At 73.6% G+C, this 22338-nt stretch carries 21 protein-coding genes; 13 read left to right on the forward strand and 8 right to left on the reverse strand.

The window, feature by feature from the left end:
• Positions 1 to 20 precede the first annotated feature (20 nt).
• The 3 genes from AFM16_RS08585 to mtnB are packed head-to-tail and all read left to right on the forward strand — an operon-like array spanning position 21 to position 1965.
• Complete coding sequence (locus AFM16_RS08585; RefSeq protein ID WP_078632948.1) at positions 21 to 620, forward strand: 1,2-dihydroxy-3-keto-5-methylthiopentene dioxygenase; 600 nt, start codon at positions 21 to 23, stop codon at positions 618 to 620.
• Positions 617 to 1360 (forward strand): acireductone synthase, encoded by a 744-nt coding sequence (gene mtnC / locus AFM16_RS08590; RefSeq protein ID WP_078632949.1) that lies wholly within the window; start codon positions 617 to 619, stop codon positions 1358 to 1360. Before AFM16_RS08585 ends, mtnC begins: the two co-directional genes overlap by 4 nt.
• Positions 1357 to 1965, forward strand: coding sequence for a methylthioribulose 1-phosphate dehydratase (gene mtnB / locus AFM16_RS08595; RefSeq protein WP_030795445.1), 609 nt, complete (start codon positions 1357 to 1359; stop codon positions 1963 to 1965). Before mtnC ends, mtnB begins: the two co-directional genes overlap by 4 nt.
• 30 nt (positions 1966 to 1995) lie before the next feature.
• Here mtnB and mtnA read toward each other — a convergent pair whose 3' ends face one another.
• The gene (gene mtnA / locus AFM16_RS08600; RefSeq protein WP_078632950.1) at positions 1996 to 3027 is read right to left on the reverse strand and encodes an S-methyl-5-thioribose-1-phosphate isomerase; all 1032 of its coding nucleotides are present in this window, start codon (positions 3025 to 3027) and stop codon (positions 1996 to 1998) included.
• Between the two features lie 306 nt (positions 3028 to 3333).
• Here mtnA and AFM16_RS08605 point away from each other — a divergent pair, with 306 nt between their 5' ends.
• From AFM16_RS08605 to AFM16_RS08635, 7 genes are all read left to right on the forward strand, one after another.
• The gene (locus AFM16_RS08605) at positions 3334 to 4386 is read left to right on the forward strand and encodes a BMP family ABC transporter substrate-binding protein (protein ID WP_078632951.1); all 1053 of its coding nucleotides are present in this window, start codon (positions 3334 to 3336) and stop codon (positions 4384 to 4386) included.
• Positions 4367 to 5908: an ABC transporter ATP-binding protein gene (locus AFM16_RS08610; RefSeq protein ID WP_078632952.1), complete on the forward strand. Its 1542-nt coding sequence runs from the start codon at positions 4367 to 4369 to the stop codon at positions 5906 to 5908. The genes AFM16_RS08605 and AFM16_RS08610 overlap by 20 nt, the downstream gene beginning before the upstream one ends.
• 17 nt (positions 5909 to 5925) lie before the next feature.
• A complete protein-coding gene (locus tag AFM16_RS08615; protein ID WP_078632953.1) occupies positions 5926 to 6972 on the forward strand; it encodes an ABC transporter permease in 1047 nt (348 codons plus the stop codon).
• Entirely contained in the window at positions 6972 to 7838 is an 867-nt protein-coding gene (locus AFM16_RS08620; RefSeq protein ID WP_078632954.1) for an ABC transporter permease, read from the forward strand. Before AFM16_RS08615 ends, AFM16_RS08620 begins: the two co-directional genes overlap by 1 nt.
• On the forward strand, positions 7835 to 8587 hold the full coding sequence (locus AFM16_RS08625) for a nucleoside phosphorylase (RefSeq protein WP_030795433.1): 753 nt from the start codon (positions 7835 to 7837) through the stop codon (positions 8585 to 8587). The genes AFM16_RS08620 and AFM16_RS08625 overlap by 4 nt, the downstream gene beginning before the upstream one ends.
• Positions 8584 to 9918 (forward strand): amidohydrolase, encoded by a 1335-nt coding sequence (locus AFM16_RS08630; RefSeq protein ID WP_078632955.1) that lies wholly within the window; start codon positions 8584 to 8586, stop codon positions 9916 to 9918. The genes AFM16_RS08625 and AFM16_RS08630 overlap by 4 nt, the downstream gene beginning before the upstream one ends.
• Before the next feature lie 153 nt (positions 9919 to 10071).
• Positions 10072 to 10998 carry a PAC2 family protein gene (locus AFM16_RS08635; RefSeq protein WP_030795428.1) on the forward strand — a complete coding sequence of 309 codons (927 nt, stop codon included), beginning with the start codon at positions 10072 to 10074 and terminating at the stop codon, positions 10996 to 10998.
• A gap of 25 nt (positions 10999 to 11023) precedes the next feature.
• Here AFM16_RS08635 and AFM16_RS08640 read toward each other — a convergent pair whose 3' ends face one another.
• The 5 genes from AFM16_RS08640 to AFM16_RS08660 form a co-directional block, all read right to left on the reverse strand.
• Positions 11024 to 12001, reverse strand: a complete 978-nt coding sequence (locus tag AFM16_RS08640) for an SMP-30/gluconolactonase/LRE family protein (protein ID WP_078632956.1) — start codon at positions 11999 to 12001, stop codon at positions 11024 to 11026.
• A gap of 179 nt (positions 12002 to 12180) precedes the next feature.
• Positions 12181 to 13410, reverse strand: coding sequence for a cysteine--1-D-myo-inosityl 2-amino-2-deoxy-alpha-D-glucopyranoside ligase (gene mshC, locus AFM16_RS08645; protein WP_030795416.1), 1230 nt, complete (start codon positions 13408 to 13410; stop codon positions 12181 to 12183).
• Positions 13411 to 13534: 124 nt separating this feature from the next.
• Positions 13535 to 14368, reverse strand: a complete 834-nt coding sequence (locus AFM16_RS08650) for an SCO1664 family protein (RefSeq protein WP_107419047.1) — start codon at positions 14366 to 14368, stop codon at positions 13535 to 13537.
• Entirely contained in the window at positions 14332 to 14922 is a 591-nt protein-coding gene (locus AFM16_RS08655) for a DUF3090 domain-containing protein (protein WP_030795411.1), read from the reverse strand. The genes AFM16_RS08650 and AFM16_RS08655 overlap by 37 nt, the downstream gene beginning before the upstream one ends.
• 87 nt (positions 14923 to 15009) lie before the next feature.
• Positions 15010 to 15696, reverse strand: coding sequence for a histidine phosphatase family protein (locus tag AFM16_RS08660; RefSeq protein ID WP_030795410.1), 687 nt, complete (start codon positions 15694 to 15696; stop codon positions 15010 to 15012).
• A 62-nt stretch (positions 15697 to 15758) separates the two neighbouring features.
• Here AFM16_RS08660 and corA point away from each other — a divergent pair, with 62 nt between their 5' ends.
• The gene (corA, locus tag AFM16_RS08665; protein WP_078636879.1) at positions 15759 to 16754 is read left to right on the forward strand and encodes a magnesium/cobalt transporter CorA; all 996 of its coding nucleotides are present in this window, start codon (positions 15759 to 15761) and stop codon (positions 16752 to 16754) included.
• 43 nt (positions 16755 to 16797) lie between these two features.
• Here the strand turns inward: corA and AFM16_RS08670 are convergent, their stop codons facing one another.
• The gene (locus tag AFM16_RS08670) at positions 16798 to 17586 is read right to left on the reverse strand and encodes a ferritin-like domain-containing protein (RefSeq protein WP_030795405.1); all 789 of its coding nucleotides are present in this window, start codon (positions 17584 to 17586) and stop codon (positions 16798 to 16800) included.
• Between the two features lie 252 nt (positions 17587 to 17838).
• Positions 17839 to 18894, reverse strand: coding sequence for an LLM class F420-dependent oxidoreductase (locus tag AFM16_RS08675; RefSeq protein ID WP_030795403.1), 1056 nt, complete (start codon positions 18892 to 18894; stop codon positions 17839 to 17841).
• A gap of 187 nt (positions 18895 to 19081) precedes the next feature.
• On the opposite strand from AFM16_RS08675, the gene AFM16_RS08680 reads away from it, so the two are divergent.
• Together AFM16_RS08680 and AFM16_RS08685 are read left to right on the forward strand one after the other, a co-directional pair.
• Positions 19082 to 20068 (forward strand): aldo/keto reductase, encoded by a 987-nt coding sequence (locus AFM16_RS08680; RefSeq protein WP_030795400.1) that lies wholly within the window; start codon positions 19082 to 19084, stop codon positions 20066 to 20068.
• A complete protein-coding gene (locus tag AFM16_RS08685; protein WP_078632958.1) occupies positions 20065 to 22308 on the forward strand; it encodes an ATP-dependent DNA helicase in 2244 nt (747 codons plus the stop codon). The genes AFM16_RS08680 and AFM16_RS08685 overlap by 4 nt, the downstream gene beginning before the upstream one ends.
• The last annotated feature ends 30 nt before the right edge of the window (positions 22309 to 22338 follow it).

Below are 22338 nucleotides of genomic sequence, written 5' to 3' on the forward strand. Positions count from 1 at the left end.
AGACTCACGGAGTTGCCTCCATGACCCTGTTGACGACCTGGCCCGAGACCGGCCCGGAGACCCTGGTCCGCCGCACCTCCGACCCCGCCGAGATCGCCGAGGCCCTCAAGCCGCTCGGCGTGCGCTACGAGCAGTGGCCGGTCCGCGAGGACGTGCCGGCCGACGCCGACAGCGACACCGTGTTCGCCGCGTACGGCCCGGAGATCGAGAAGCTGAACGCCGAGGAGGGCTTCACCACGGTCGACGTCCTCGGCCTGCACCCCAGTGACGACCCGGAGTTCCCCGCGAAGGCGAAGGCGGCCCGCGAGAAGTTCCTCCAGGAGCACACCCACGAGGACGACGACGAGGTCCGCTTCTTCGTCTCCGGCTCCGGCATCTTCTATCTGCACGTCGACGGCGAAGTGCACGCCGTCTTCTGCGAGAAGGGCGATCTGCTCGGCGTCCCGCGCGGCACCACGCACTGGTTCGACATGGGCACCCGGCCGTCGTTCACCGCGATCCGCTTCTTCCACGAGGAGGACGGCTGGATCGGCAGCTTCACCGGCTCCACCATCGCCTCCCGCTTCCCGGACTACGACACGATCGCGGCCGGATACGACCGCGACCTGGACGCCGCGTGAGCCTGCGCGCGCTGACGTTCGACGTGGACGCCGTGGTGCTCGACATCGAGGGCACCACGAGCGCCACGGGCTTCGTCGTCGACGTGCTGTACCCGTACTCCCGCGCCCGCTTCGCCGGCCTGCTCACCGAGCGCGCCGCCGAACCCGCCGTGGCGCGCGCCGTCGACCAGGTGCGGGAGCTGAGCGGCGACCCGGACGCCGGTCCGGCCGCGATCGAGAAGACGCTCAACTCCTGGCTGGACGACGACCGCAAGGCGACCCCGCTCAAGACGCTCCAGGGCATCGTCTGGGCGGAGGGCTTCGCACGCGGCGACCTCGTCTCGCACTTCTACGACGACGTCGTCCCCGTCCTGCGGGCCTGGCACGCGGCGGGGCTGCGGCTGTACGTCTACTCGTCCGGCTCGGTGCCGGCGCAGCGGGCGTGGTTCGGCCACAGCCCGGACGGCGACCTCACCCCGCTCCTCTCGGGCCTGTACGACACCGAGAACGCGGGCCCCAAGCAGGACCCGGCGTCCTACGACCGGATCGCCGAGTCGGCCGGGATCGCGGGCGGCCGGCTGCTCTTCCTCTCCGACCGGCCCGGCGAGCTGGACGCCGCGCGTGCGGCCGGCTGGCACACCGCCGGGATCCGGCGGCCCGGGGAGCCGTACTACGACCAGGGCGTCGGCGACCACCCGCAGGCGGGGACGTTCGACGAGATCACCATCAGCACCGCCGGCACCACCGGGAGCACCGCATGACCGCCGAGATCAGCGCACTCGACCTGGAGGAGGCGGGCGCGGTCCTGGCCGCCGAGTCCGCCCGCTTCGCGTCCTTCGGCTGGATGCGGGGCACCTCGGGCAACCTGTCCGTGGTGCTCTCGCGCGAGCCGCTGCGCCTCGCGGTGACCGCCAGCGGCCACGACAAGGGTGAACTGACGCCCGCGGACGTGGTGCTGGTGGACGGTCGGGGCGCGGCCGTGGGCGACGGGCGGCCGTCCGCGGAGGCCGAGCTGCACGCGCGGGTGGCCGCGCTGACGGGTGCGGGCGCGGTGGTGCACGTGCACACCGTGGCGTCCGTGGCGCTCGGTCACCGGCATCCGGGCGGGATCGTGTTCAAGGACCTGGAGATGCTCAAGGGCGTGGGCCAGCCCGCGCACGACGTCGAGGTGACGCTGCCGGTCATCGCCAACAGCCAGGACATGAAGGTGCTCGGGGACCGTCTGGAGGCGGCCCGTGAGCCCCGGATGCCGGCGGTGGTGGTGGCGGGCCACGGTCTGTACGTGTGGGGCGACAGCCCGCGCCAGGCCCGTCATCACACCGAAGTGGTGGAGTGGCTGCTGGAGTTGGAGCTGACCAGGCGCTGACCGGCCCCTCCCCCGTCCGCCGCTGCCCGGCTATCCCAGTCGCTCGCCGGGCAGTTCGCCCGCCGACACCTCCAGGACGCCGCGCTCGGTGACCAGTCCGGTCACCAGGCGTCCCGGTGTGACGTCGAAGGCGGGGTTGTGCCCGCGTGAGGCGGCGGGTGCCGTGCGGACGCCGGCCCACTCCAGCACCTCGTCCTCGCCGCGCAGTTCGATGTGGATGTCGTCGCCGGTCTTGGTGGCGAGGTCGACCGTGGTGGTGGGCGCCGCGACCAGGAAGGGGATGCCCGCGTCGGCGCAGGCGAGGGCCACGCCGACCGTGCCGACCTTGTTGGCGGTGTCGCCGTTGGCCGCGATCCGGTCGGCGCCGACGATCGCCGCGTCGACCTCGCCGCGCAGGATGGTGCCGGCGGCGGCCCCGTCGACCTGGACGTAGTGCGGGATGCCCTCCTGGGTCAACTCCCAGGCGGTGAGCCGGGATCCCTGGAGCAGCGGGCGGGTCTCGTCGGCGTAGACGACCTCCAGGCGGCCGCGGGCGTGGAGTTCGCGGACGACGCCGAGGGCGGTGCCCCATCCCGCGGTGGCGAGGGCGCCGGTGTTGCAGTGGGTGAGGATGCGCAACGGCCGTTCCCCGCCGACGCGTTGGAGAAGCCAGTCGGCGCCGTGGGCGCCCATGGCGCGGTTGGCCTCGACGTCCTCGCGCTGGACGGCGGCCGCCTCTTCCAGTACGGCGTCGAGTCCTTCGGGGAAGCGGGTCATGACCCGGTCGACGCACACCATGAGGTTGACGGCGGTGGGGCGGGCCTCGCGGACGCGGGCGACGGCGGCGCGCACCTCGGTCTCGGTCCAGCCCTCGCGCGCGCCCTGGAGCAGGGCGAGGGCGACGCCGTAGGCGCCGGCCGCGCCGATGGCGGGGGCGCCGCGCACGACGAGCCGTCGGATCGCGTCCACGAGGGTGTCCACATCGCGGACGTCGACGGTCTCGGTGCGGTGCGGGAGGACGGTCTGGTCGATCAGCGCGAGGCCGGTTCCGGTCCATGCGACGGCGCGCAGTTCCTGGGACATAACGGGACACTCCTGATGTTCCTGTGGTGTCCGACACCGTACATGACCTGGGAGAACCATAGTTCGAGACAGCCGTACGCCTGTCTGGAAACGGGTGGTACTGTCCAGAACCCAGTCCGCGGACCGAGACGAAGGAGGAGACCGTGATGCTGACCAAGCGCCGTTTCCTCGACTTCGGCCGGTGCTGCGGCGACGGCTGTCGACGCTGACCTCCGCCCCAGCGCCCCGTCACCCCTCAGGCTCTCGCCACCTCTTCACCCGCTCGCCGTCGAGCGTGGTTCGCCGTATCCCCGGAAGGTCTCCCCGATGTCCCGCAGAACCCGCCGTACCCTGCACGCAGTCACCGCCACCGCCCTGCTCGTGGGCGCCGCCACGGCGTGCAACGCCGCCGCGAAGAAGGACACGTCCGACAGCGCGGACGGCGGCAGCGGGACGTCCTTCACCCTGGTCACCCCGGACGCGGTCGGGCAGAACGAGTTCCTCAAGCTCGCCGTCACCGGCATCGAGAGTGCGGCGAAGCAGCACCAGGGCACCCGGAAGGTCTACGAGTCCACCGACGCCGCCTCCCAGCAGCAGAACGTGCAGGCCGCGGTGGACGCGGCGCCGGACGTCATCGTGCTGGTCGGCTTCGAGTTCGCCGACGTCGTCGCCCAGCAGGCGCAGAAGCACCCCAAGCAGCAGTTCCTGATCGTGGACGCCTGCACCACCAAGACGTTCGCGAACGTCAGTTGCGCGGTGTTCCGCGAGCACGAGGGCGTCTTCCTCGCCGGCGCCGAGGCGGGCCTGCTCAGCAAGTCGGGCAAGGTCGGCGCGGTGGACGTGCTCGACACGCCCCAGTTCCGCCGCTACAGCGACCCGTTCGCGGCCGGTGCCAAGAAGGTCGCCGCGAAGACCGAGACGTCGACGCGCTTCGTCGGCGGCCAGTCCCCCTTCGACGACTCGGCCCGCGCCAAGGAGCAGGCCAACACCCTGCTCTCCAAGGGGTACGACCACCTGATGGCGGCCGCCGCGGCCGGCAACTACGGCGTCTTCGAGGCGGCCAAGGCCAAGGGCGCGTTCGCGTACGGCGTGGACGTCAACCAGTGCACGGCGGCGCCCGGCACGGTCGTCGACAACGTGATCAAGCGCACGGACGTCGCCGTGGCGAAGGGTGTCGAGGCGGTCCTCGGCGGCACCACGGGCACCACGGTGTCGTACGGCCTGAAGGAGGGCGGGATCAGCCTGACCGGTCTGGAGGACGGGGTGGAGTCCTCGCAGTGCGTGATCGCCGAGCACAAGGACGTCCTGACGAAGGTCGAGGCGCTGCGCGACCAGATCGTGGCCGGAGAGCTGAAGGTCGATGACCCCGCCGCGAGCTGAACCCGAACTCGCCGTCGAGCTGCGGGGGATCACCAAGCGGTTCCCCGGCACGCTCGCCAACGACGCCGTCGACCTGACCGTCCGCCGCGGCGAGATCCACGCCCTGATGGGCGAGAACGGCGCGGGCAAGTCCACGCTGATGTCGATCCTTTACGGCATGGAGCGCGCCGACGCCGGATCGGTGCGCGTCGACGGGCGGGACGTGCGCTTCACGAGCCCGTCGGACGCGATGGCGGCCGGACTCGGCATGGTCCACCAGAGTTTCAAGCTGTTCGACTCGCTGACGGTCGCCGAGAACGTCGTCTTCGCCGCCGAGCCGCGCCGCTTCGGTCTGGTCGACCGGGCCGCCGCCCGCCGCCGGGTGCGTGAACTCGCCGAGGAGCACGGCCTGTCGGTGGATCCGGACGCCCGGGTGGGCGATCTGCCCGTGGGGCTGCGGCAGCGGGTGGAGATCCTCAAGCTGCTGCACCGCGGCGCCCGCACGCTCGTCCTGGACGAGCCGACGGCGGTGCTCACCCCGGCGGAGGCGGACGCCCTGTTCGCCGTCCTCAGGTCGCTGACCGCGCAGGGCCGTACGGTCGTCCTGGTCACCCACAAGCTCCGTGAGGTGCTGGAGGGTTCGGACCGGGTGACCGTGCTGCGCGACGGCCGGGTGGTCGCCCGGCTGGACACCGCCGCGACGACGGCCGACGCGATCGCCGCCGCGATGACCGGCCGCGCGGTGGAGCTGGACCGCGTCCACCCGCCGGGCACCCCCGGCGCGGAGGTGCTGAAGGTCTCCGGGCTGCACACCGCGTCCGTCCACGATGTGGACCTCACCGTCCACGCCGGGGAGATCGTCGGGATCGCGGGCGTCGCGGGCAACGGGCAGAGCGAGCTGGTCGAGGCGCTGGCCGGGCTGCGTCCCGTCACCGCCGGGCGGGTCGCGCTCGCCGGTGACGACATCACGCACGCCTCGGCCACCGCACGCCGCGCGAAGGGCCTGGCGTACGTGCCGGAGGACCGGCACGCGGTCGGTACGGCACCGGCCGCGTCGGTCGCCGAGAACCTGGCCATGGGCCACCACCGCACCTCCCTGTCCGCCCGCGGCCTGCTGCCCCCGGCGGCGGTGCGCGCCCACGCCCGGCGGCTCGTCGAACGGTTCGGGATCAAGGCGGCGACCACCGAGGTGCCCGCCTCGGCGCTGTCCGGCGGCAACCTCCAGAAGCTGCTGATCGGCCGTGAACTCGCCCATGACGCCCCGCTGCTGCTCGTCGAACAGCCCACCCGCGGGGTCGACATCGGCGCCGTCCAGACCATCCACGACGAACTGATCGCCTACCGCGACGCCGGTCACGCCGTCCTGCTCGTGTCGGCCGAACTCAGCGAGATCCGGGGGCTCGCGGACCGGGTCCTGGTGATGTACGAGGGCCGGATCGCGGCCGCGTACCCCAAGGAGGACGCCGACGAGCGGACCCTGGGCCTCGCGATGGCGGGCGCCGGGACGGCCGCGACGACCACGGAGGCGGCCGAACGGCCATGACACGCGGACCCGTTGACATGACACGCATATCCGGAGCCCTGCGCTCCCCCCTCACCTTCTCCGTGCTCGCCGGCCTGCTCATCGGCGCCCTGTTCCTCGTCGGCACCGGCGCGGACCCGCTCACCGCGTACGGGGCCGTGCTGACCGGCGCGCTCGGCGGCGACGGCATCGGCGCGACCCTGACCACCGGCACCAGCGTGCTCGGCCTGGCGCTGGCGCTCGCCATCCCGCTGCGCGCCGGACTGATCAACCTCGGCGGCGACGGACAGATGGTCCTCGGCGGGATCACCGCCGCGGTCACCGGGCTCACCTCGCCGCTGCCCGCGCCCCTCACCGTCGCCCTGGCGCTCCTCGCGGGCGTCGCGGCGGGCGCCGGGTACGCGGTGCTGGCCGCCCTGTGCGAGAACCACTTCGGTGTGCCGCTGCTGGTCAGCAGTCTGCTGCTGAGCTACCCGGCGGTGTCGCTGGCCTCCTATCTGGCCCGCTATCCGCTCAAGGAGCCGGGCTCCAGCCTTCCGCAGACCCGCGCCCTGCCCGACGGGGTGGCGCTGCCCGCGTTCGGCGACTCCACCGTCACGCTCGGCCTGGTGCTGGTCGTCCTCGCGGCGGCCGTCTACTGGTTCACCGACCGGCGCACCGCCGTCGGCTACGAGATCCGGATGACCGGCCTCAACGCGCGGTTCTCCGCCTATGCCGGTGTCGAACGCCGGGGCCTGACCCTGCGGTTGATGGCGGTCTCCGGCGGGCTCGCCGGACTGGTCGGCGCGATCGGCGTGCTGAGCTTCCCGTACCGGTTCGTGGACGGCTCGCTCACCGCGCCCGGCTACACCTGGACCGGTCTGACGGCGGCCCTGCTGGCCGGCGCGGCGCCGCTCGGCACGCTGGTCGCCGCGTTCTTCTTCGCCGTCCTCCAGGTCGGCGGCCTGGCGATGGAGCGCACCACCGAGGTGCCGCGCGAGCTGACCCAGGTGCTCCAGGCGATCGTCATCGTGTTCTTGGCGGCCCGGCTGCGCCTTCCCGGCCGTCTGCTGCGCCGCCGTTCCCGCGAGAGGGAGGCAGTCTGATGTTCCTCGACTCCGATCTGCTGCTGTCGGCGCTGCGCGCCCTCACCCCGATCCTGCTGGCCGCGCTCGGCGGTGCCCTGTGCGAGCGGGCGGGCGTGTTCAACATCGGCCTCGAAGGCATGATGTTGATGGGCTGCTTCACGGCGGTGGCGACGAGCTGGTTCACCGGCAGCCCCTGGCTGGGGGTCCTCGCGGCCGCGCTCGCGGCGGCCGGGTACTCGCTGGTCCTGGCCGTCGGCGCGGTCACCCTGCGCGGCGACGCGGTCGTCCTCGGCATCGCGATGAACCTGCTGGCCGTCGGTCTGACCAGCTTCCTGCTGCGGACGGTCTTCGGGGTGCAGGGCACCTTCGACGATCCGTCGCTGGCCGGGCTGCCGCTGATCGGCGGCTTCACCCCACTCGCCTATCTGTCGTGGGTGGCGGTCGCCGTGGCCGGTGTGCTGCTGTCCCGGCATGTGTGGGGGCTGCGGCTGCGCGGGGTGGGCGAGGCGCCGGACGCCGCGGCCACGCTCGGCGTACGCCCTGCGTCCTACCAGTACGGCGCGATCCTGCTGTCCGGGGTGCTGTGCGGTCTCGCGGGCGCCCAACTCGCCCTGGGAAACGTGACGTTGTTCTCCGAGAACATGACCGCGGGGCGTGGTTGGATCGCGGTCGTGGCCGTGATGCTGGGCCGGGCGGCACCGCTCGGCGTGCTGCTCGCCGCGCTGCTCTTCGGGCTCGCCGAGGCGGCCGGCTTCCGGCTCCAGGGCCTCGGTCTGCCGCAGCAGGCCACCGACGCCGCGCCGTACGTCGTCACGCTCGGCGCGCTCTTCCTCACGACGGCCCGCCGCCGTCGCCGTCCCCGTCCCTCTGGAGCACGTTCATGACGCACGACCTCCTGCCCATCACCCGCATACCGCGCACCGGGCTGCCCGCGCACGCCGTGGTCGTCGGCGACCCGGCGCGCGCGGCGGCCGTCGCCGCGCTGCTGGACGGCGCCGAGGAGGTGTCGTACCACCGCGAGTACCGGGTGTTCAGCGGCAGTTGGAAGGGCGTGCCGGTGGTCGTCGCCTCGCACGGGGTGGGCGCGCCGGGCGCGATCCTGCTGTTCCAGGAGCTGGCCGACGCGGGCGTGCGCACCTTCCTGCGGTTCGGCACGGCGGGCGCGATCCGGCCGGGCGTCGCGGACGGCGATCTGGTCGTCGCCGAGGCGGCTGTCCGCGACGACGGCGTCACCCACCAGCTCCTGCCCCCGGAGTACCCGGCGGTCGCCGCCCCCGAGGCGGTGTTCGCGCTCCAGCGTGCCGCGCGCGAGCAGGGCGCCCCGCACCACCGCGGTGTGGTGTGGACCCGGGCGGCCTTCCAGCCGGGGCTGCTCCCGCTGTTCTCCTACGAGGGCGCCGGGCTCGCCGCCATCGAGATGGAGCTGTCGGCGCTGCTGGTCACGGCCTCGCTGCGCGGTCTGGTCGCCGGCGGTGTGCTGGTGATCGACGGGGCGAACGCCGACGAGCTGGTCGACGAGGAGGCCACCGGCGGCTACGACCCGCACCGCGAGGTCGTCGCGGCCGGTGTCGAGCGCGGCGCCGTGGTGTCCCTGGAGGCGCTGCGGCTGCTGGCCGAGGAGGCGGGGGCGTGAGCGTCGACCTGCTGGTGCACGGCGGTGACGTCCTGACCGTGGACGACGCCGGGACGGTCCTGCGGGACGGGGCGGTCGCGGTGGACGGGGGCGAGATCGTCGCCGTCGGCCCGGCCCGCCATCTCAGGACGCGGTACGCGGCGCGGACGGAGATCGACGCCGGGGGCTGCCTGGTGCTGCCCGGGCTGATCAACACCCATACGCATCTGGCGATGACGCTGCTGCGCGGGCGCGCCGACGACGTCACCCTCCAGGGGTTCCTGGAGCGGGTGCTGCGCTGGGAGGCGGACCTGCTGGCGCCCGAGGCGGTCACGGCGGCGGTGCGGCTGGCGGTCGCCGAGAGCGTCCGGGCCGGGGTGACGTCGGCGCTGGACATGTACTGGTTCCACGAGGCGGCCGAGCGGGTCGCGCGCGAGGCGGGCTGGCGGCTGCTGACCGGGCCGACCTTCATGGACGTGCCCGAGCCGCCCGACGGCCTCCCCTACGAGGACCGGACGGCGTGGGCGCGCCAGGACCTCGCCGCGCGCGTGAAGTCGGTGCGGGACGGGGAGCGGCCGGTGGTGTTCGCGCACTCCGCGTACACCCTCTCCCCCGATCAGCTCACCGAAGTGTTCGCGCTGGCCCGGGAGTTCGGGGCGCTGGTGCACATCCACGCGGCGGAGAACGCCACCGAGGTGGCCACCGTCGAGGTCAAGTACGGCAAGCGGCCGGTGGAGTTGCTGGACTCGCTCGGGCTGCTCGGCCCGGACGTGCTGCTGGCGCACGCGGTGGATCTGACCGGCCCGGAGATCGCGGCGCTGGCCCGCACCGGGACGGCCGTCGCCCACTGTCCGGTGTCGAACCTGAAGCTGGGCTGCGGGATCGCGCCGGTGCCACGGCTGTTGAGCGCGGGCGTGACGGTGGGCCTGGGCACCGACGGGGCGGTCAGCTCCAACTCCCTGGACGTGCTGGGGGCGGTGCGGCAGGCGGCGCTGGTGCACAAGGCCGGCGGCGACCCGACGGCGGTCGGCGCCGAGCAGGCCGTACGGATGGCGACGGTCGAGGGGGCGCGGGCGCTGGGTCTCGGCGACCGGCTGGGGTCGCTGGAGGTGGGCAAGCGCGCCGACCTCGTCGTGCTCGACCTGGCCGCGCCGCATCTGCGTCCGGCGCACGATCCGTGGTCGACGCTGGCGTACGCGGCGCACTCCTCGGACGTGCGGGACACGGTGGTGGACGGCCGGGTGCTGATGCGGGACCGCGTACTGACCACGCTGGACGAGCGGGCCGCGATCGCCGGCCTGGAGGAGCTGGTGCGCGGGCACCCCGGCCGGACCGCGGACGTGCCGGGCTGAGGACGTCCGGGCCGGGCGGCGTCCGGGGGTGTCCGGGGGTGAGGATCGGGGCAGTGATCCGTTCACTCCCCCGTGCAAGGGGGCTGCGGGCGCCCCCGCGAAACGCCGTAAGGTTGGGTGGTCAGGCGAGGGCACGTCGGAAGGAGGCGCTGGGTGATCGAGCTCGAGGGGGTACCCGAGCTGATCGACCCGGTCATGGTGGCCGCGTTCGAGGGCTGGAACGACGCCGGCGACGCCGCCTCCACCGCGGTCGCGCATCTGGAACGGGAGTGGAAGGGCGAGGTGTTCGCGGCGCTGGACGCCGAGGACTACTACGACTTCCAGGTGAACCGGCCCACGGTGTGGATGGACGCCGGCGTGCGCAAGATCACGTGGCCGACGACAAGGTTGTCGGTGGTGCGGGTCGGCGGCGACAAGCCGCGGGACCTGGTGCTGGTGCGCGGGATCGAGCCGTCCATGCGCTGGCGGTCGTTCTGCAACGAACTGCTGGGCTTCGCGCACGAGTTGGGTGTGGAGCTGGTGGTCATCCTGGGCGCGCTGCTGGGCGACACCCCGCACACCCGTCCGGTCCCGATCAGCGGTACGACGTCCGACGCCGACCTGGCGCGGCGGATGGACCTGGAGGAGACCAAGTACGAGGGTCCGACGGGCATCGTCGGTGTCCTCCAGGAAGCCTGCACGCACGCGGGCGTGCCCGCGGTGTCGCTGTGGGCGGCCGTGCCGCACTACGTCTCGCAGCCGCCGAACCCGAAGGCGACCCTGGCCCTGCTGAACCGGCTGGAGGACCTGATCGACGTGCGCATCCCGCTGGGCGAGCTGCCCGAGGACGCGCGTGCCTGGCAGGTCGGCGTGGACCAGTTGGCGGCGGAGGACAGCGAGGTCGCCGAGTACGTGCAGACGCTGGAGGAGGCCCGCGACACCGCGGAGCTGCCGGAGGCGTCCGGCGAGGCGATCGCGCGCGAGTTCGAGCGCTATCTGCGGCGCCGCGACGGCGGGGGCCCGCCCGGTCCCGGGGAGCGGACCCGCCCGCCGAAGCCGCCCAAGCCGCAGAACGACGACGAGGACTCGTCGGAGGACTGAACCGGCGGAGGACCGAACCGGCGCGTCAGGCCGGCACGGCGACCACCGAGTAGGCCGTGTCCGGCGTCGGCGGGGTGGTGAACCGCGCGTTGGGCAGATAGAGCCGGTCGCCGTACCGGGCGACCGTGGTCGGCACGTCGAAGTCGGGGTCGGTGATCCGCCGCCGGAAGACCCCGCGGTGCCCGTCGGCGGCGAGCGTGAACACGTCGATCGCGTTCTGCCGGTTCTGCACGACGTACAGCGTCCGTCCGACGCGCAGCAGCCCGTCGCCGTTGGTGAGCGGGGCCGCGTCCCCCAGATCGACCAGCCGGGTGACGCCGGTGCGCGGATCGACCCGGTGCAGCAGTCCGGCGCCGGACTGCACGACGAGCAGCGCCGAGCCGTCGGGGGTGCGGGTGATGCCGTTGGCGTTGACGGTGCCCTCGGGGCCCTGCTGGGTCCAGTCGCCGGTCAGCGGCAGGCGTACGACGGCGTCGGCGTCCGGGAGTTCACCGCGCCGGCCGAGCGGCAGGGCGTACAGGGTGGGCTGGTGGGAGTCGGTGAACCAGGCCGTGCGCGGGGTCAGGAACACGTCGTTGGTGAACGTGGGGGTGGTGGCGGCGAGCCGGTAGGAGGCGAGGATCTCGCCGCTGCGCACGTCGACGACCCGGGCGCCGGTGTCGCGTCCGGCGACGAACAGCCGCCCGCGGCCGTCGAGTTCGAGGCCCACCGCGGGGGCGCCGGGGCCGGGCGAGACGATCCGGCCGCGGCCGGTGCGCAGGTCGGCGCGGTAGATCGAGCCGTCGCCGAGCGAGCCGAGGTAGGCGTAGGGGCCGCGGCCGACGGCGATGCCCTCGGGGCGGAAGCCGTCGGGCAGGGCGATCACATCGGGTGCTGTGGGGGCGGTCGCGTGCGCGGGTGTGCCGAGGGCTGCGGCGCCCAGGCCGGCGGCGCCGGCCGCGAGGAGCCCGCGGCGCGAGAGGGGGTGTGCGGGCCGTGCGAAGGAACCGTGTGTGGGTGCCACGGAGCGTCCTTCCGCGTAGGGACCGGCGCATCGCGCCGGTGGACGGTCGACGGGCGTCCAGCCCACCACACGCGGCCCGCTGCCGCAGCCGCGGACAGCCGGTCGACAGCACCTCGACAGCGAACGCGAGCGAGGGGCGCCCGCCGCGTCGAGCGCGGTGGACTCCCCTCGTCCTCGGGTTACAGCGCGACGCCGAGCAGGGCGTCCACGGCCCGGGAGACGATCCCGGGCGCGCCGATGTCGGTGCCGCCCCGCTCCTCCTGGAGCGCGGCCCAGCGGTCGACGGCGGCCAGCGCGGCCGGGGCGTCGAGGTCGTGCGCGAGGGCCTCGCGGATCTCCTCGACCAGCGCCTCGGCGGGCGGGCCGTCCGGCCGCGACACGGCGGCACGCCAGCGGTCCAGCCGGGCGACGGCGTCGGTGAGGACCTGGTCGGTCCACTCCCAGTCGGAGCGGTAGTGGTGGGCGAGCAGGGTGAGCCGGATCGCGGCGGGGTCGACGCCGTCCGCGCGGAGCCGGGAGACGAAGACGAGGTTGCCCTTGGACTTGGACATCTTCTCGCCGTGCAGGGCGACCATGCCGGCGTGGACGTACGCCTTGGCCATGGGGAACTCGCCGGTGAGCACCTGGGCGTGCGAGGCGCCCATCTCGTGGTGCGGGAAGGCGAGGTCGGAGCCGCCGCCCTGGACGTCGAAGGTCATGCCGAGGTGGTCCAGGGCGATGGCGACGCACTCGATGTGCCAGCCGGGGCGGCCGCGGCCCAGCGAGCCGCCGTCCCAGCTCGGCTCGCCCTCGCGGGCGGCCATCCACAGCATCGGGTCGAGCGGGTTCTTCTTGCCCGGGCGGTCCGGGTCGCCGCCGCGCTCGGCGGACAGCAGCCGCATGGCGGCCGCGTCGAGGTGGGAGACGCCGCCGAAGTGCGGGTCGGACTCCACGGAGAAGTAGATGTCGCCGTCCAGTTCGTAGGCGGCGCCCGCGTCCCGGAGCCGCTCGACGAGCGGGACGATGCCGGGTATCGCCTCGACCGCGCCTATGTAGTGGCGCGGCGGGAGCATCCGCAGGGCGGTCATGTCCTCGCGGAAGAGCGCCGTCTCCTTCTCGGCCAGGGCGACCCAGTCGATGCCGTCGCGGTCGGCGCGCTCCAGCAGCGGGTCGTCGACGTCGGTGACGTTCTGGACGTAGTGAACCTGCCGCTTGGTGTCGAGCCACACGCGCTGAACGAGGTCGAACGCGTTGTAGGTCGCCGCGTGACCCATGTGGGTCGCGTCGTACGGCGTGATGCCGCAGACGTAGAGACGGGCGACGGGACCGGGGTCGAGGGTGACGAGACCACCGGTCGCGGTGTCGTGGATCCTCAGGTCGCGGCCCTGACCAGGCAGGGCGGGGACCTCGGAAGCGGGCCAGGCATGCATGTACATGAGCGTAACCGGACCGTTGTCCCGGTCACGAACCGGAGCGCACCGGATGGCCGGGAAGGCGCTCTTGCCGGATCGCGGCCGATGTGCAGGGGGTGCTGTGGGGGTGTGAAGTGGTGGTTCAGACGGGCGGCCAGGGGATCGCGGGCCACTCCCCGCCCGGCTCGGGGTGCTTTCCGGACGCGAGGAGCGCGTCGACCCGCGCGCGGGTGGCGTCCAGCTCCGCGGGGGTGATGAGGGCGGCGAGGGTGCCGGTGAGGTGTCCGGGGGCCTCCAGGGCGCGCTGGAGGCCCTGGAGGACGTCGACGGCCTCGGCGGTCAGGGGTTCCCCCGCCCAGCCCCACAGCAGGGTGCGCAGCTTGTCCTCGGCGTTGAAGGTGACGCCGTGGTCGATGCCGTAGAGCCGGCCGTCGGCGGTGGGCAGCAGATGGCCGCCCTTGCGGTCCGCGTTGTTGATGACCGCGTCGAGGACGGCGAGCCGGCGCAGCCGCGCGTCGTCGGCGTGCACCAGCAGCGCGGTGCGGCCCTCGCCGGTCTCGGCGAACCCGATGGCCTTCCAGCCGGGCTCCGGTTCCTCCGCGTCGACCAGGGCGAGCAGTTCGGTGCCGGGGGCCGCCTCGATCCAGAGCTGGCACATGCCCTCGCCGTAGGGGCCCTCGCGCAGCACGGTGGGCGGGACGAGGTCCCAGCCGGTGGCCCGGGACACCTCGTAGGCGGCGACCTCGCGCCGGGCGAGGGTGCCGTCGGGGAAGTCCCACAGCGGCCGCTCGCCGGCGACGGGCTTGTAGACGCAGGCCGCCTCGCGGCCCTCGTGCGCGACGGTGCAGTAGAGGGCGGCGTTGGAGGCGTCGCGGATACGGCCGCGCACGGTCAGCTCGCCGTGGGCGAGCAGGTCGGCGTGGGCCGGGTCGGTGGTGGTCACGCCCCGCGACGGTATCCGTTCTGGCGCGGACATACGTGTCCTTCCGGGTCGAGCGGCAGGCTGCACAGCGGGCACGGCGGCCGGCCGGCGTTGACGACGTCGAGGGCGCGTTTGGCGAAGGCTCTGGCCTGGGCGCCGGTGAGGCGGACCCGCAGCATCGGGGGGCCGTTCTCCTCGTCCTGGAGGAGCCGCTCCTCGGCCTCGGCGAGGTCCTCCTCGGAGTCGGCCTCCAGCTCCACGAGGGCCTGCGCCTCGACGATCATGCGCTGTTCCTCGCCGTCCCAGGCGAGGGCCATGGTGCCGACCCGGAACTCCTCCTCGACGGGGCTGTCGAGGGGGCCGGTGTCGGGGTTGTCGGCGGGCGCCATCGCGGGCACGGCGGCGCTGCCGCCGCTACGGCGTACGACCTCGTCCAGCAGTTCGTCCATGCGCTCGGCGAGCGCGGCGACCTGGGTCTTCTCCAGGGCCACGCTGGTCACTCGGGAGCCCGCGGTGGCCTGGAGGAAGAAGGTACGGCGCCCGGGCAGTCCGACCGTACCGGCCACGAAGCGGTCCGGGGGGTCGTAGAGGAACACCTGACGGGACACGTCCTGTCTCCATGGGAGTCGGGGTTTCGGAAACGTCCATGCGTGTACGCGCGTGTGTGGACCGCTTCACCCTACTGCGGCGGACGATCACGGTGCGCCCGCGCCGCCACCGACCGTCGCGTCACCGGTGGGCGGTTCCTCGCGCGGCGCCAGGGAGGCGAAGTCGCCGGTGTCGCCGAGCCGCAGGAGAAAGGGCCGCAGCCGGGTGTAACGGATCGCTGTGACGGAACAAGGTTCTACGGAGATCCTTTGGAAGAGGTCGAGATGAAGCCCGAGAGCGTCCGCCACGAGCGACTTGATGATGTCGCCGTGCGAACACATCAGATAGACGGCGTCGGCGCCGTGGTCGCGCTCCACGCGCGCGTTCCACTCGCGCACCGCCTCGGCGGCGCGGGTCTGCATGGCGCGCATGGACTCGCCGCCGGGGAAGGCGGCGGCGGAGGGGTGCGCCTGCACGACCTCCATCAGGGGTTCGTCCTTCAGCTCGGCGAGCTTGCGTCCGGACCAGTCGCCGTAGTGGCACTCCCCGATCCGCTCGTCGGTGTGCAGCGGCAGCCCGGGGCGGGCGTCCAGAAGGGGCCGTACGGTCTCCTGGCAGCGGTCCAGGGGGCTGGCGACGACCTCGCTGAGCGGCAGCCCGGCGAGCCGGCCCGGCAGCGCGGCGGCCTGCGCGGTGCCCCGCTCGTCGAGACTGACACCGGGTGTCCAGCCGGCGAGCACTCCGGAGGTGTTGGCGGTCGAACGTCCGTGCCGGACGAGGATCAGCGTGGGCATGCGGCCCAGCGTAGGCGCACACGCGTGTGCGCCGGCCGTCACCTGAGGGGAGAATGCGCTCCGTGATCGTCGACTGTGCCGTGTACCGGGACGGACGGCGTACCGACGGCCCGAAGGACCTGTCGGACGCCCTGGCCGAAGCACGTGCGGAGGGGGGATTCGTGTGGCTCGGGCTGCACGAGCCGTCCGAGAGCGAGTTCGAGCACGTCTCCCGCGAGTTCGGGCTGCACCCGCTGGCCGTGGAGGATGCCCTGCACGCGCATCAGCGGCCCAAGCTGGAGGTCTACGACGACTCGCTGTTCCTGGTGTTCAAGCCGGTGGTGTACGAGCCCGAGAGCGACGCGGTGTCCTCCGGCGAGGTCATGGTGTTCCTCGGCGACGCGTTCGTGGTGACCGTGCGGCACGGCGAGGGCTCGCCGCTGACCGCCGTACGGCGGCGCCTGGAGGACGAGCCGGAGCTGCTGGCCAAGGGGCCGACGGCGGTGCTGTACGCGATCGCCGACGCCACCGTGGACCACTATCTGGAGGTGTCGACCGAGCTGGTGACGGACCTGGAGGAGCTGGAGGCGGAGGTGTTCTCACCGGACGGCGGCGGCTCCCGGAACACCGCGTCGCGGATCTACAGGTTCAAGCGGCAGGTGCTGGAGTTCCGCCGGGCGACCGGGCCGCTGGCGCCGCCGATGACCCGGCTCGCGGACACCGGCGCGCCCGGCTCGGGCGTGCCCTTCGTGGACGAGCGGGCGCGGCCCTTCTTCCGGGACGTCAGCGACCACCTCACGCGCGTGAACGAGTCCGTGGAGGCCCTGGACCGGCTGGTCTCCGACGTGCTGTCCGCTCATCTCGCGCAGATGAGCGTCCGGCAGAACGACGACATGCGGAAGATCTCGGCGTGGGCCGCCATGGCGGCCGTTCCCACGATGATCGCCGGGATCTACGGCATGAACTTCGACCACATGCCGGAGCTGCACTGGGTGTGGTCCTACCCGGCGGTGATCGGGGTGATGGCCGCGCTGGAGGTGCTGCTGTACCGGTTGTTCAAGCGGCGGGGCTGGCTTTAGGGGCGCGCGTGGCTGTGGTGTGGGCTGCGGCTGTGGCTGTGGCTCAGGCGAACTCGGCGGCGGGGGTGGCGGGTCCGCCGAGGGCGTCGCGCCGTTCCGGCATCTCCAGGGACACCATGCGCCGCCAGCCCGCGAACCGCTCCCACGCGTACACGGCGTGGATGCCCGCCGCGAGGACGGCGGCCTTGGGGCGCGACCAGCCCAGGATGCGGCCCATGTGCGCCATGACGGCGAGGCTGACGTCCCGGTAGACGCGGATCTCGGCGAGCGCGCACGCGCGCAGGGTGCGCTGGATGGCGCGGCCGTGTCCCGCGCGGGCGAACCGCAGGAGTTCCTCGTGACAGTAGGCGAGGTGGTTGTCCTCGTCGTGGGAGATCATCTTCACGGCGCGGCCGAGGTCGGGGTCGTCCCCGAAGTGCTTGCGCAGCAGCTCCATCTGCTCGGAGGCGCGCTGTTCGGTGACCCGGCTGTGGGAGAGGTAGGTGACGATGTCCTGCACGGTGAGCGGTTCGTCGGCCTTGAGACGGTCGTGGGCGAGGCCGATGCCGCCGCGCTCCAGGAGCATCGTGTAGTCGGTGTCGGAGGGCACCGGGACGGGCTTGAGGCCGCGCTTCTTCATCAGCGCGTTGAAGATCCGCCCGTGCTTGTCCTCGTCAGCGCCGTGGCGGGCGATCCGGGGGGCGAGATCGCGCTCGTCCGGCGGCACGAGCGCGGCGATCCGGGCGTTCTCCCAGCCGCCCTGCGACTCCCCGCCCGCGGCGATGGAGCAGAACAGCGCGAAGGACTCGTCGTTGTCGATGATCTCCTGGAACAGGCTCTTGGCCGTAAGCATCGGGGGACCCCTCTCCGCGTAGCCGCGGGGTTCCGCGTGGCGCGGGACTCCGCGAACAACGAGTCAAATGCGGCCGGAGGGGTGCTGCAACAGCTTGGTCGGACAACTGCGCCAAAAGGAGGATGCGCCGAGTCGCGCCGGAGGCGTAACCGCGCGCCTCCCGGCGCGTTGTTCTCGATGACGGCCGTGGCGGGGAAGACCCCCGAGCCCCCACCACGGCCGCGGTAACTTCCGGGCCGTCGGCCCGACTTTCTAGGCGAGGCCGGCCAGCTCCAGGGCCTCGGTGCCGGCCCGCAGGGACGCGAGGCGCTCGTCGAGGGTGAAACCGGCGGGCGCGAGCGTCAGGGTGGTGACACCGGCCGCCGCGTACGCCTTCATCCGGTCGGCGATCCGCTCCACCGAGCCCAGCAGCGTGGTCCCGTCGATCAGGTCGTGCGGGACCGCCGCCGCGGCGCCCTGCTTGTCGCCCGACAGGTACTTGTCCTGGACCTCGGCCGCCGCCTGCTCGTACCCCATCCGCTGGGCGAGCTGGTTGTAGAAGTTCTGCTTACGGCTGCCCATGCCGCCGACGTACAGCGCGGTGTACGGGCGGAAGGTGTCGGCGAGCTTCTCGACGTCCTTGTCGTCGCCGACGGCGAGCGGCAGCGTCGGACACACGTCGAAGCCGTCGAGGGTCTTGCCCGCCTTCTCGCGCCCGGCCCGCAGGTACTTGATCGCGGTGTCCTCCAGGTGGTCGGCGGACGGGAAGATCAGCAGGGCGCCGTCGGCGATCTCGCCGGTCTGCTCCAGGTTCTTCGGGCCGATCGCGGCGATGTAGAGCGGGATGTGCTCGCGCTCCGGGTGCACGGTCAGCTTGATCGGCTTGCCCGGACCGCCCGGCAGCGGCAGCGTCCAGTGCTCGCCCTCGTACGACAGCCGCTCACGGGTCATCGCCTTGCGGACGATCTCCACGTACTCCCGGGTCCGGGACAGCGGCTTGTCGAACTTGACGCCGTACCAGCCCTCGGAGACCTGCGGGCCCGAGACGCCGAGGCCGAGACGGAAGCGGCCGCCGGAGAGCGAGTCGAGGGTGGCGGCGGTCATCGCGGTCATCGCGGGCTGGCGCGCCGGGATCTGGAAGATGGCCGAGCCGACGTCGATCCGTTCGGTCTGGGCCGCGACCCAGGTGAGCACCGTGGCGGCGTCCGACCCGTAAGCCTCGGCGGCCCAGCAGACGGCGTACCCGAGCCGGTCGGCCTCCTGGGCGACGGCGAGGTTGTCCGCGTCCATTCCCGCGCCCCAGTAGCCGAGGTTGATCCCGAGCTGCATGGCCGATTCCCCTTACTGATCAGTAACGACGCTGTTGTCCCGACCTTAGCGCGGGCCCGGGAGGTCGGGGAGGCCGGTGTGGTGAGCATCGCGCGGTCGGAGGTGCGGGATCGGGGGGCTGACGCGGGGAAATTCGGTTATCCACAGGCAACCCACGGCCCAGTTCTGGCCAGTAATCTCGGCGTCCATGGAGCAGAGGCATCTCGGCCGCACCGGCCTGCGTGTGTCCCGCATCGGGCTCGGCACCCTGACCTGGGGGCGTGACACCGACGAGCACGACGCCGCGGACCTCATGAAGACGTTCTGGGAGGCCGGCGGCACCCTGGTCGACACGGCGGACGTGTACGGCGACGGGGACGCCGAGTACCTCCTCGGGCGGCTGATGGACGGCCTGGTGCCCCGGCGCGACCTGATCGTCTCCACGAAGGCCGGCAGCGTGCCCGACCCGGACCGCCGCTTCGACGGCTCACGGGGCCATCTGCTCGCCGCGCTCGACGCCTCCCTCGCCCGCCTCGGCACCGACTACGTCGACCTGTGGCACGTCCACGCCTTCGACCCGGACACCCCGCTGGAGGAGACGCTCCAGGCCCTGGACATCGCTGTCGCCAGCGGCCGCGCCCGGTACGCCGGGGTCTCCAACTTCTGCGGCTGGCAGCTCGCCAAGGCCGCCACCTGGCAGCTCTCCGCGCCGGGCACCCGGACCCGGCTGGCCTGCACCCAGATGGAGTACTCGCTGCTCCAGCGCGGCATCGAGCGCGAGGTGCTGCCGGCCGCGCTGGACCTGGGCATCGGGCTGCTGCCCTCCTCCCCACTGGGCCGCGGCGTGCTCACCGGCAAGTACCGGGGCGACGCGCTGCCGCCCGACTCGCGCGGCGCGTCCGAGCACTTCTCGCCCTTCGTCGAGCCGTATCTCGACGACACCGCCGCCCGGATCGTGGACGCCGTGACGACCGCGGCGGACGGCCTCGCCGTTACCCCGCTCCAGGTCGCCCTCGCGTGGGTCCGCGACCGGCCCGGGGTGGCCGCGCCGGTCATCGGCCCGCGCAACGCGCAGCAGCTCGCGGCGGCACTGTCAGTGGAGGCGCTTAGTCTTCCTGACGAGATCTGCCGGGCTCTGGACGACGTGTCGGCGCCCGTGCACCGCTACCCCGATCACGACTGGAGCACGCTGTGAGCACCGAGCCGGAGACCACGGAGAACACCGGGCCGGGGAGCACCGGGCCGGGGGCGGCGGACGGTGAGGGGGGCGGGCCCGCGACGGAGCCCGCCGCCGAGGAGCCCGGCGCAGGCGAAGCGGCCGACATGGCGGACGGCGCCGGTGCGGAAGGCGCCGACGGTGCGGGTGACGGTGGGAGTGCCGCCGCCCAGCTCACCGAGGCGCAGGCCGAGTTGGCCGCGCAGAAGCGGGAGCGGGAGCGGATCGAGCGGCGCAAGGCCGAGCGGGCGGAGCCCATCGCCGCCGGCACCAAGCTGAGCGGCAAGGCCGCCGACCTGCTCGCCGCCGTGCGGGCCGTCGAGGGCGGCGCCAAGCCTCCGGCCAGCGCCTTCCCCGACCCGGAGCCCGCCCCCCGCCGCCCCGCCCCCGAGCCCGTACGGCCCGCGCGTCCGGTGGTCGCCGAGCCCACCGCTCCCCCGGCGCCCGCCCCGGACACCGTGGACGCCGTACGCCGCGTGCTGGCCGACGGCGGCGCCCCGGAGAACCTGGCGTCGCAGGCCGCGGCGGCGCTCGGCGAGGGTGCCGGGGAGCTGCTGCGGGAGGACCCCTGGCAGTTGCTGCGGGTCACCGGGGTGCGGCCCGAGCAGGCCGACGGCTTCGCCCGCGCGCTGCTGGGCCCCGAGTGCGCCCCGGACGACGAACGACGCGGCCGGGCCGTCACCGTCTGGCTGCTGGAGCAGGCCGCGCTGGCCGGTCACACCGCACTGGAGCTGCCCGCGCTGACCGCCGCGCTCGGCCGGCAGGCCGTGCCGGACGCGGACGCGGCCGTGCAGAGCGCGCTGGCCGAGGGTGACGTCCTCGCCTTCCAGGACGCCCTGGAGGAGCCCGGCGGCGCTCCCACCAAGGCCGCCGAAGGCGGGGACGAGGACGAGGACGCCGAGGAGTCCCGTCCGGTCCGGGTCCTGGTCGGTCTGGAGCGGTACGCCCTCGCCGAGGAGAGCCTCGCCGACGCGCTGGCCCGGATCGTCAACTCCCTCGCCAAGGAGGTCTCCCCGGAGTGGGAGCCGCAGGGTCTGTCCGGCAGCGCGGCCGAACTGGTCCGGGCCGTCGCCGGGCACGGACTGGTGCTGCACACCGGCGGTGAGGCCGCCCGCGCGGAACCGGCCGCCCTGCTCACGGCGGCCCGCGCCCAGGGGCTGCGCGCGGTGGCCGCCTGTCACACACCGGACGGGCGGGACCGGTTCACGGCGCTCCTGCCGGACGATGCGGACGGCGCCGGGGCGGACGGCGCCGGGGCGGAGGGCGCCGTGGTCACCCTCTCCGGCCTGCTCACCGGCGCCGAGGGGCCCGGCCGGGACGCGGAGGGCGCGTTCGCCCTGGATCTGCTGGTCCTGACGGACGCCCCGCTGCTCGACGTGGAGACCGCCGCGACGGTCGCGGAGTCGCTGCCGGACGGCGCCCGGCTGGTGCTGAGCGGTGACCCGGCGGTGCTGTGGTCCGCCGGTCCCGGCCGGGTCTTCGCCGATCTGCTGGCGGCGCGGGTGTGCCCGCAGGTCGCCTCGCGCACCCCCGACCCGGGTCCGCTCGGCGAGCTGGTGTCCGGGATCGGCGTCGGCGAGCTGAACCAGGTCGAGGCGCCCGGCAAGGAGATCGTGATCGTGCCGGTGCGGGACGCGGGCGAGGCGGTGCACCGGACCGTGCAGCTCGTGGCCGACTCGGTGCCCCGCGCCTTCGGCTTCGCCCCCGGGGAGACCGTGGTGATCACTCCGGGGCACGGCGGCGCCGCCGGCACCCGCGCGCTGAACGCCGCGCTCAAGGAGCGGCTCAACCCCGGCCCGGGCCGATTCGGCGGCTTCGACCCCGGTGACCTGGTCGTCCACTCCCCCGCGCCGGGCCGTTCGGTGCCGGGCCGGGTGGTGGACGCCGACGCGGAGGGACTGCACCTGACCTGCGCGGACGGCCCCGTCGTCGTGGCGAAGGAGCGGGTGGAGCGGTCCGTGCGGCACGGGTGGGCGCTGACCGCGCACCAAGCGGTGGGCGGCCGGTGGCCCGCGGCGGTCGTGGTGCTCCCCGGCGACGCGGCGCAGTCGCTGTCCCGCCCCTGGGTCTACACGGCCTTCGGCCGGGCCGAGCGGCATCTGTCCGTGGTGCACGGCGTGGACCAGGCCCTGCCGCGCGCGGTCGCCGAGGTCCCGGCGAAGCCGCGCACGACCCGGCTGCCGCTGCTGCTGCGCACCCAGGTGCCCCCGGCCGGCTAGAGACCGGCGCGGTCGCCACACGGAACGGCG

This window comes from Streptomyces antibioticus (assembly GCF_002019855.1).
GTDB classification, from domain to species: domain Bacteria; phylum Actinomycetota; class Actinomycetes; order Streptomycetales; family Streptomycetaceae; genus Streptomyces; species Streptomyces antibioticus_B.